Source organism: Kitasatospora griseola, assembly GCF_014648555.1.
Classification (GTDB): Bacteria; Actinomycetota; Actinomycetes; order Streptomycetales; family Streptomycetaceae; genus Kitasatospora; species Kitasatospora griseola.
Map to the genome: position 1 here is coordinate 8,348 of NZ_BMRI01000063.1, position 8,877 is coordinate 17,224.

9 protein-coding genes and 1 pseudogene are annotated in these 8,877 nt (G+C 70.2%); 8 read left to right on the forward strand and 2 right to left on the reverse strand.

Annotated features, from left to right (window positions below):
• Both IEZ12_RS36210 and IEZ12_RS36215 read right to left on the reverse strand, forming a co-directional pair.
• A pseudogene (locus IEZ12_RS36210) lies at positions 1–289 on the reverse strand (hypothetical protein); the annotation flags it as partial.
• A 236-nt stretch (positions 290–525) separates the two neighbouring features.
• A complete protein-coding gene (locus IEZ12_RS36215) occupies positions 526–972 on the reverse strand; it encodes a winged helix-turn-helix transcriptional regulator (protein ID WP_189278516.1) in 447 nt (148 codons plus the stop codon).
• Between the two features lie 105 nt (positions 973–1,077).
• On the opposite strand from IEZ12_RS36215, the gene IEZ12_RS36220 reads away from it, so the two are divergent.
• The 8 genes from IEZ12_RS36220 to IEZ12_RS36255 form a co-directional block, all read left to right on the forward strand.
• Positions 1,078–1,794, forward strand: a complete 717-nt coding sequence (locus IEZ12_RS36220) for a DsbA family oxidoreductase (RefSeq protein ID WP_189278518.1) — start codon at positions 1,078–1,080, stop codon at positions 1,792–1,794.
• A 40-nt stretch (positions 1,795–1,834) separates the two neighbouring features.
• On the forward strand, positions 1,835–2,206 hold the full coding sequence (locus tag IEZ12_RS36225) for a DoxX family protein (protein ID WP_189278521.1): 372 nt from the start codon (positions 1,835–1,837) through the stop codon (positions 2,204–2,206).
• A gap of 69 nt (positions 2,207–2,275) precedes the next feature.
• A complete protein-coding gene (locus tag IEZ12_RS36230; RefSeq protein WP_189278523.1) occupies positions 2,276–2,938 on the forward strand; it encodes an NAD(P)-dependent oxidoreductase in 663 nt (220 codons plus the stop codon).
• 65 nt (positions 2,939–3,003) lie between these two features.
• Complete coding sequence (locus tag IEZ12_RS36235; protein WP_189278525.1) at positions 3,004–3,726, forward strand: SDR family NAD(P)-dependent oxidoreductase; 723 nt, start codon at positions 3,004–3,006, stop codon at positions 3,724–3,726.
• A gap of 181 nt (positions 3,727–3,907) precedes the next feature.
• The gene (locus IEZ12_RS36240; RefSeq protein WP_189278527.1) at positions 3,908–5,116 is read left to right on the forward strand and encodes an ISAs1 family transposase; all 1,209 of its coding nucleotides are present in this window, start codon (positions 3,908–3,910) and stop codon (positions 5,114–5,116) included.
• 79 nt (positions 5,117–5,195) lie between these two features.
• Positions 5,196–7,532 carry a hypothetical protein gene (locus IEZ12_RS36245; RefSeq protein WP_189278529.1) on the forward strand — a complete coding sequence of 779 codons (2,337 nt, stop codon included), beginning with the start codon at positions 5,196–5,198 and terminating at the stop codon, positions 7,530–7,532.
• A gap of 619 nt (positions 7,533–8,151) precedes the next feature.
• Complete coding sequence (locus IEZ12_RS39805) at positions 8,152–8,406, forward strand: helix-turn-helix transcriptional regulator (RefSeq protein WP_229848648.1); 255 nt, start codon at positions 8,152–8,154, stop codon at positions 8,404–8,406.
• Positions 8,407–8,570: 164 nt separating this feature from the next.
• Positions 8,571–8,877, forward strand: a 307-nt coding sequence (locus IEZ12_RS36255; protein ID WP_229848650.1) for a DUF6083 domain-containing protein, incomplete at its 3' end; no start/stop codon positions are given.

Genomic DNA, 8,877 nt, shown 5'->3' on the forward strand with positions numbered 1-8,877 from the left:
CCTCCAACGACTCGAAGCCGTGCATCCGCCCGGTCGACACCAGGAACTCCAGCCCTGGCCGGTGCAGCTGCCTCGGCAGCCAGGTGAACCGCCGTACGGGCTGCGACGACAGCACCGCCACCGACTCCAAGTCCCGCACCGGCCAGACGACCTGATCACCGTCAATCACCCACGACGTCGCCCACCGGTCGGCCCGGCCGCCGCCGAGCAGCAACCGGTCCCAGACCGCCACCTCACCCGCGTACGGCGCCACCAACTCGTCCAGCTCGCAGGCATCTGAGGGGACCACCCAGGGCGGCGCCGTTCAGGCGATGTGTCCGTCTTGATGCCGATTCAGGCAGCTGACGTGGCCGTGGGGTTCGCGGATCGGGCTGGAACGGAGGCAGGCACGGCCTCCGAGTGATCATGAGGTGTCGAGTCCCTGGTCACCATGTCGGTGGCCAGCGGGAATCCTCCACCCGCCGCTACCGATGGGGGGTCGGGTGGCCGCGTGTTTCGCTACCGTCGGTGACGGTCTCCGGTAGCTCAGGCGCGTGCACCCGTACTCGGCTGCGCTGAGGTCGTGCGGGCCCGGTTCTCACGGATCTCGTGGTGGTGGGCGGCGGCCCAGCCGACCAGGGACGTGGCGATCTCGTGGAGGCCGCGGCCGAGCGGGGTTAGGGCGTACTCGACGCGCGGGGGAACTTCGGCGTAGGCGGTGCGGGCGATCAGGCCGTCCTGCTGGAGTTGGCGCAGGGTGAGGGTGAGCATGCGCTGGGAGATCCCGGGGACTTGGCGCTGCAGGTCGGTGTAGCGCAGCGGGCCCGGCTCCAGGACGGCGATCAGCAGCAGGCTCCATTTGTCGCCGACGCGGTCCAGGACCTCGCGGATGAAGGCCATGTGCTCGGCGGGGATCGCCGCGCACGGCCCGATCGCCGCCGCCCCGACCGCCTTCGCTTCACCGGTCGTCGCCACTTCGCTTGCCCGTTCCATCACGCACATTCCTCTCCGGCACGCACACGGATGTGCCTTTTGTACCTCCTTTCATACTGGTCCACCGTGGCGTTACGAACAAGTCGTAAGAATTGGAGGTGCGCGGTGAAGGTGGACATCTGGTCCGAGGTGACGTGCCCCTGGTGCGGGCTGGGCCATCACCGCCTGGAGCAGGCCGTGGAGCGGTTCGAGCACGCCGGCGAGGTGGAGGTGGTCCACCACTCGTTCCCGCTCAGCAGCATCTTCCCGGAGGGCCGCACTTTCTCCGTCCGCGAGGCTCTGCTGCGACGGCACGGTGTCGGCGGCAGTCAGGCCGAGACGTCGACCCGGCGGATCGAGGCACTGGCCGCGGCCGAGGGACTGAGCCCCTACCGGGTGCTGGACAACCAGGTCGGCAACACCGACCTGGCCCACGAGTTCCTCGCCCACGCCTCCGCCCAGGGCAAGAACCGCGAAGCGTGGGACGCGATCTTCGACACCTACTTCGGCAAGGCCGAGCCCGTCTTCTCCCCGGACGACCTGCTGGCGCTGTCCGACACCCTGGGCCTGGACCGCGAGCAGACCCGACAGGCCCTCGCCCAGCGCCGCTACCGCGAACAGGTCCGCGACGACGCGACCCACGCTCAGCGCCTCGGCGCGACCGGCGCCCCGTTCATCGTCGTCGACGGCCGCTACGGCGTCCCCGGCGCCAGGGACAGCGACGCCCTGCTCGACCTGCTCCGCACCGCTTGGGACGACACTCACCCCCTCACCCCCGTCGCCGGTGGCGGTGACGCCCCGATCTGCGGCCCGGACGGCTGTGCCGTCCCCGCACACGGCTGAATCCCCCCATAGCCCCCGTGATCCAGAACCGAGGAGTCCGATGAACGTCCTGCTGTGGGTCCTGCAGGGACTGCTGGGCGCGGTGTTCGCGATGGCCGGCGTCATGAAGACGACCCAGCCGATCGACAGGCTCGCCGGCACTCTTCCCTACACCAAGGACCTCGCGCCGGGCACGGTCCGGCTGATCGGCGCGGTCGAACTGGCCGCCGTGCTCGGCCTCGTCCTGCCCGCCGCCACCGGCGTCGCGGTGGTCCTCACCCCGCTCGCCGCCGTCGGCCTCGCGGTGGTGATGGTGCTGGCCGGCACCTTCCACGTCCGCCGCCGGGAGTACAGCGCGATCGGTATGAACGCCGTGCTGCTGGCCCTGGCCGTCGTGGTGGTCTGGGGCCGCTTCGGCCCGTACTCCTTCTGATCCTTCCGAATCCGTCCCCGGCCGGCTCCCGCCGCCCGGCCCTCCGCCCATGAAAGGCGATGACTTCCCATGACCGACCTGCTCGTCCTTGGCGGCAGTGGCCGCACCGGTACCCACGTCCTGGCGCAGGCCGCCGAACGCGGCCACCGCGTCCGCGCCCTCGTCCGAGACCCCTCCGCCGTCCACGCCCCGACCGGTGTCGAGCTGATCCAGGGCACGCCCGCGAACATCGACGACATCCGCAAGGCCGCCCACGGCACCCGGGCGGTGATCAGCGTGCTGAACAACGCCCGCGCCTCCGACAACCCTTGGGCCAAGCCGGTCAGCCCGCCGATGTTCATGACCGACGCCGCCCGCAACACCCTGACCGTGATGGCCGAACAGGGCATCCGCCGGATCGTCCTGACCTCCTCACAGGGCGCCGGCGACGACTGGGCCCGCCTCAACCCGCTGGTGAAGGCATTCATCAACCTGTCGAACGTCAAGGTCGGCTTCACTGACCACACCGGCGTCGACCAGGTCGTACGCGCCTCCGACACCGACTGGACCCTCGCCCGCGCCGTCGCCCTCAGCGACCGGCCCGCCACCGGCCCCCTGCGCGCCGGCGATGCCAACGTCACCACGCCCGGACGCTGGATCAACCGGGCCGACCTCGCCCGCTTCCTCCTCGACTCCGTCGACGAGGAGACCTGGATCCGCCGCTCCCCGCTGGTGTGGAACGCCCGCGGCTGACCCACCCCACCTCGAACCCCTGCTGAACAGTCAGAACACCCCAGAAAGCCCGAGGAGACATCCCCATGCCCGACACGTCCAAGGTCATCGCCGTCTTCGGAGCCGGCACCGGGCTCGGCGCCTCCGTCGCCCGCCGCTTCGCTCGCGAAGGCTTCCGCGTCGCCCTCGTCGCCCGCCGCAAGGACCGTCTCGACGCACTCGTCGGACAGCTCATCGGCGAGTGCATCGACGCGGCCGGATTCACCGCCGACCTCTCCAAGCCCGCCGAGGTACCCGCCCTCATCGACGCCGTCCGCGGACGGTTCGGCCGGATCGACGTCATCGAGTACGGGCCGATCAGCGGTGAGCAGAGCTTCGCCCCCGCCACCAAGCTGGACGCCGTCACCCTGCAGAAGGACAGCCCTCTTCTCCTGTTCACGCCGGTCGAGGTGGTCCGCGCGGCGCTGCCCGAATGGGCCGAGCGCGGCGACGGCGCGTTCCTGATGACCACCGGCCACACCGCCGTGGCGTCGCGGCCCTACATGAGCGGCGTGGGCCCGCTGATGTCCGCCGCCCGCAACTGGCTGCACTCCCTCAACGGCGAGCTCGCCGACATCGGCGCCTACGCCGGAACCCTGTCCATCGCGGCGTTCATCGCCCGCAGCGAGATGGGAGAGATCGCCGCCGCATCACTGCCGGAAGGCGTCGGCCCGCTCGTCGACCCGGACGACCTCGCCGAGCACTACTGGGACCTGTACACCAAGCGCGACCGCATCGAGCAGATCCACCCCGATCCGACCGCCGGGTAACCCAGCCCAGGCCCCTCGCCACCATGGCCCGGGTCATCCCTCGGCGGGGATCACCCTGCGTACAGGCCAGTCCTCCGGTGGGAGTCCAACTGGCCGTCCGCGGGGACCGCCCGCCAGCGGGGAACCCGCGGCCGTACGCGGGGAAAGGATCTCGGCCGCTGTCATCACAAGGCGGAAGACCGTGCCTGCCCGATCATCATCGCCCATTCCCGCCGGCCTGGGCTGGCTCGCCACCGGCCGCCCTGCCGAGCCCGGGGAACACCCGCAGCTGCTGGACCGCCTCGCGACCGTTCCCGATCCACGTAGGGCCAAGGGGCGCCGCCACCCCCTCGCCTTCGTCCTCGCACTCGCCGCGTGCGCGGTACTGGCCGGCGCGAAATCCCTGACTGCGATCGCGGAATGGGCAGCCGACGCCCCGGCCGCCGTGCTCACCGCCCTCGGCGGCCCGAGCCGCGAACCCGCCGGGCCCACCGCCCCGGCCGAAGCTACTGTGCGCCGAATCCTGCAGCGCGTGGACGGCGACGCCCTCGACGCGGCGATCGGCGCCTGGCTCGCCGCCCGCGACCCCGACCGCCCGCCACCCGACCATGACCTGGGCAGACGCGACCGCCGCTCGCTGGCCGTGGACGGCAAGACCGTTCGCGGCGCGCGCCGCGCCGACGGCACCCAGGTCCACCTTCTGGCCGCGATGACCGGGACCGGCCTGGTCGCAGCCCAGCGTGAGGTCGGCGCCAAGACCAACGAGATCACCGTCTTCCGGCCGATGCTCGTCGACCTCGACCTTGCCGACACCGTGGTCACCTTCGACGCCGTGCACTCCCAGACAGCCCATGCCCGCTTCCTGGTGGAGGAGAAGAAGGCCCACTACATCGCCGTGATCAAGGGGAATCAGCCGTTGCTGCACCAGCACCTGAAGCAGCTGCCCTGGCGGGAGGTTCCGCTGCTGGACAAGACCCGCGCCACGGAGCACGGCCGTGACGAGATCCGCCGCGTCAAGACCTGCACCGTCACCCGCGGCCTCGACTTCCCCCACGCTGCCCAGGCCGTGCAGATCGTGCGCCGCCGCCGGACGGTCACCACCGGGAAGGTCACCCTCGAACGTGTCTACGCAGTCACCGACCTGACGGCGGAACAGGCCGATGCTCCCGAGATCGCGCACCGTGTACGCGAACACTGGGGCATCGAGAACAAGATCCACCACGTGCGCGACACCACCTTCGCCGAAGACGCCTCCCGCGTGCGGACCAGGACCGCGCCCCGGGCCATGGCGGCACTGCGCAACCTGGCCATCGGCGCCCTCCGCCTGACCGGCTGCGACAACATCGCCGCCGGCCTGCGCAAACACAGCCGAGACGCCACCCGACCGCTGGCCACCCTCGGCATCACGTGATCAAACCGGACAGAACCCCTGAACGACGCCGCCCTGAGACCGGAGCCGAGGTGAGTGGTGCTTCTGGGAGACTCGTGGGGTGTCCGAGCAGCCGCTGACGTTCCTTCCTCTTTCCTATGCCGCGAGGCCGCCTCGCCTGGTCGTGGTGGCCCCGGCCGGCGATGACTGGGTGCGATGGGCGGCGGCCGCGCTCGCTCGATTGTCGGGGGTGTGGGGGTGCAGCGGCAGCGTGGTCCTGCCCGCAGGCACCGCCGGGCACCCGGCGGTGCAGCGGTGCCTGGCCCGTCTGCAGCCGGACCACGTCGTGCCGTACGTTCCGACGTGGGGCACTGCGGATGAGGTTGCCCCCGGGCTGATCCAGGCCGTGGTTGCCCGGAGGGATCTTCCCGACGGTTCCGCCGCAGAGCAGTTCGAGGAGTTCCTGCGCAAGGACCGTTGGGGTGCCCCGGCTGCGGTAGAGGCCGATGAGGACGCCGCCGCACTGCGGGTGCGCCTGGTGGCCGGGCAGAGGGAACAAGAACTTCTCCATGTGTACGGCCTGTTCGACGCCGAGGACGAGCAGTCCCTGACACCCTTGGCGTCGATAGCGACCGCTCCGCTGATCGGCGTCCCGCAGCCGCTCGTCACCACCCCCGCCGCGCTGGCCTACGCGATGCACGTTGGAGTGGAGAAGACCCCCTACGAAGGCACCGTCGAACCCAGGCAGTGGCTGGAGGCCGCGGTCAGGGGAGACGAGTCGCCGCTCCTGAGCGATCTCCACCCCCAGGCGGGAGCTGACGCGCAACCGATGATGTCCCACTGGGCGGCCCGATGCATCCCCGTCCGCAGAGGCTACCGGCAGGCTCGCTCCACGATGGTGCTCGGCGACAGCCCGGAGGACTTCGCACTGGCCCAGGTCCTCCGGCAGCTCCACGAGTACGTCGCATGGCTGCCGGAGGGGGACGTGTCCCTCGCATCGTTCTGGCTGTTCGACCGGCGCCACGGGACGGAGAAGCTCAAGGTCACCAGTGCCTCGCTCACCCCTGACGAGGTCCGGGCACGGATCGACAAACTCTGGGACGAACGCGGCTACCAACTGATCGAACCGGCAGAGGAAAAACGCCCCTATACAGTCGTCGAACCGTCAGACCTGGAGCTCCATGGGCATTCCATGGTCGTACTGCAGACAGCCTGGGAGCAACCCAGGTCACTGCCCGCCTCTGTGGCGCCCGACGGCTCCCTCATGGCCGCACTCGCCCTGGCGGGGGAAGTTCCGCCGGGCCTGGATGCGGCCAGACACCGCTGGCAGGTCACCCTCACCTGCGCCAATCACCCCCTTCCGCCGCTGCCGGAGCTGGCCGCCCCAGCAGTCACTACCGCAGACCAGGACCCCTGGCATACCTTCGTCAGGGCCGCGGATGGCGGCATCACCTACTGGTCGCACCGCTTCGACTTCGTGCCCACCGGCGCATCCCTGGCCGGCACTCTCGCCGCCCCCAAACTCCTCTGGCCAGGCATCAAGAAGATCCTCCACCATGCCGCGCAAGCATCAGAAACACAGCTGCGCCCCAGTGCCGCAGGCAAACGCACAGCCATCACCGAACGCCTCCTCGGCTCCCGCAAAGCCCTCGAAGCCCTCGCCGCCAGCTCCGGCTGGCAAATACTGCGCCTCTTCTTGCCCGACGCGTCCCATGCGGAGCTACCTGCGCACAGCTCATGGAAACTCAAGTCCGCGGTCGTCCTTTCCTGGGAGGCGATCACCGCACACGAGTCGGACGGTTGGAACGCCGCCGCAGCGCGCACGCAGGTCGACGAGTGGACCACCCAGGGCGTGCTGCGCCGAGGGCTGGTCCTGGGCTGCAGCCACTGCCCGATCTTCGAGTTCTACCCCCTTGCTGAGATCAGCCAGCAGTACCGGTGCCGACGCTGCGGCGGGGACAACAACCTTGCGCAGGATCGCTGGAAGCCGTTCGGCGAACCGCGCTGGTTCTACGACCTCCACCCGGCCGTGCTGGAACTGGTTGCCAATGACGGCGACGTGCCGCTCCTGGCCACGCAGTACCTGCGCACCCAGCCGCAGGCACGGCCAGCCCTTGTCGGGGAGGAATTCGAACTGCTAAAGAACGGCAGCCCCTTCGTCGAGATCGACTTCGCGCTCACCACCTCCGACGAACTGTGGTTGGGAGAGGCGAAGAAGACCGACAGCCTGGCCGAGAGCCCCAAGGCGAGGAAGCGAGAGATCTGCAAACTCATCGATGGCTGCACCGCCGTGGGGGCGCACAGGTTGATCCTCGCCACCGCGCAGCCTGCGTGGGCCGATGCGACGATCGACGCTCTCCGGCAAGAGGTGCGAGGCCGCCGTTCTGCGGGACGACCGGTCCCGGAGGTCCAACTCCTGACCGGTTTGAGAAGCAAACCCGAGTTGTCCTGGCTCTGATGTCCTTCCAGAGCGCAGTTCGGGAACGTTCGCCAGGATCTTGCCAGCCGCACCTGTGCGCGGCAGACCGAGTCGGGCTGCGCCAAAAATCGCTGACATTCTCGTGTCCAACGGTACTGACATTCTCGTGTCCGACGACACTGTTGTCCGCCGCCGCGGGCCGCCCCGACGGCCAGGCCGTCGAGCACCCGGCCCGGCCAGGCCGGGCTGCCACCGGCGCTTGCCGCTCTCTGCCGGCCCCGCCCGGGTTCGTCCCGGCGGGCGGCTCGATCGGTTTCGCACCTGGTTTATGGCCGCGTCGCGCACAGCCGAGGGAGTCGCCAGCCGCTCGCTCGCATACCCGCATCCCGCACAGCGGCACGACACCAGGCGCAGGCGCACATCGAGGGCCGCCGACCACACACCCTCGGACGCCGCACCGCCCTGTTGCCGCACCCGCTGTCCTTCCTCTGCCGGTTCCCGCCACCACCCGCGGAGGTTCCGGGCGGCGGGGAGCCCGGGACGGAGCGGCGGACACCCTAGTGCAGAGCCCCGCCCTGCCGGGACAGCGGCGAAAGGGGGCGAAATAGGGCAGAGGTCTGCACTGACAGGGCAGGGGTCTGCACCGTGCGATAGCACAGTGATCACCCCGCCACCCGACCCCAACCTCGCCGCGCTGCGCCTCGAGCTCGCGCGCCTGCGGGCCGGCCGCGGCTGGAGCTACGACGAACTCGCCGAGCACAGCGGCCTGTCACGCCGCACCCCCATCGAGATCGAACAGGGCCGCACCGTCGGAACCCTCGCCACCTGGCACGCCATCGCCCACGCCTTCGAACTCCCACTGGGCGACCTCACCGCCAGACTCTGCGACGACCACACCCCCTCCGGCACCTGACGTTCTCCCCACCCCGGGGCACCACGACAACCACCCGAACGAGCAGCCGGATTCGAACGCGCGGTCACAACACGGCCTGACCGACGACCTCCACCCCTCCCACGGGTGACACCCTCGCCCCGCTGCCCCAACACCCCGACCCGTCCGGTGCGACGGTCCCCGGCATGGCACCCACCCCCTGCACCCCCGGCTTCAACTGGGACGGAACCCGCAAAGGCACACCCACCACCCGCACCCTGCGCATCGACCCGAACAGCCCCACCCGCCTGCTGCGCTCCGCCGCCGCCTCCACCTGCCGCTTCTGCGGCAACCTCATCGAATGGTGCTACCGCGCCGATGGCAGCCCCGTTCCCCTCCACCCCGCCGAACTGGACGCCGCCAACGTCCCCTCACCTAAGAAGACATCTCATTTGGAGAGCCGCCGGGTGCAGATGAGGGCTGCGGCGATGCTGGCGAAGGCGGCGAAGTGGT

Bases quoted from the DNA above. Each gene is read 5' to 3' on its own strand.
- IEZ12_RS36215 (WP_189278516.1), bottom strand. From the start codon at position 972: ATGGAACGGGCAAGCGAAGTGGCGACGACCGGTGAAGCGAAGGCGGTC.
- IEZ12_RS36225 (WP_189278521.1), top strand. From the start codon at position 1,835: ATGAACGTCCTGCTGTGGGTCCTGCAGGGACTGCTGGGCGCGGTGTTC.
- IEZ12_RS36230 (WP_189278523.1), top strand. From the start codon at position 2,276: ATGACCGACCTGCTCGTCCTTGGCGGCAGTGGCCGCACCGGTACCCAC.
- IEZ12_RS36235 (WP_189278525.1), top strand. From the start codon at position 3,004: ATGCCCGACACGTCCAAGGTCATCGCCGTCTTCGGAGCCGGCACCGGG.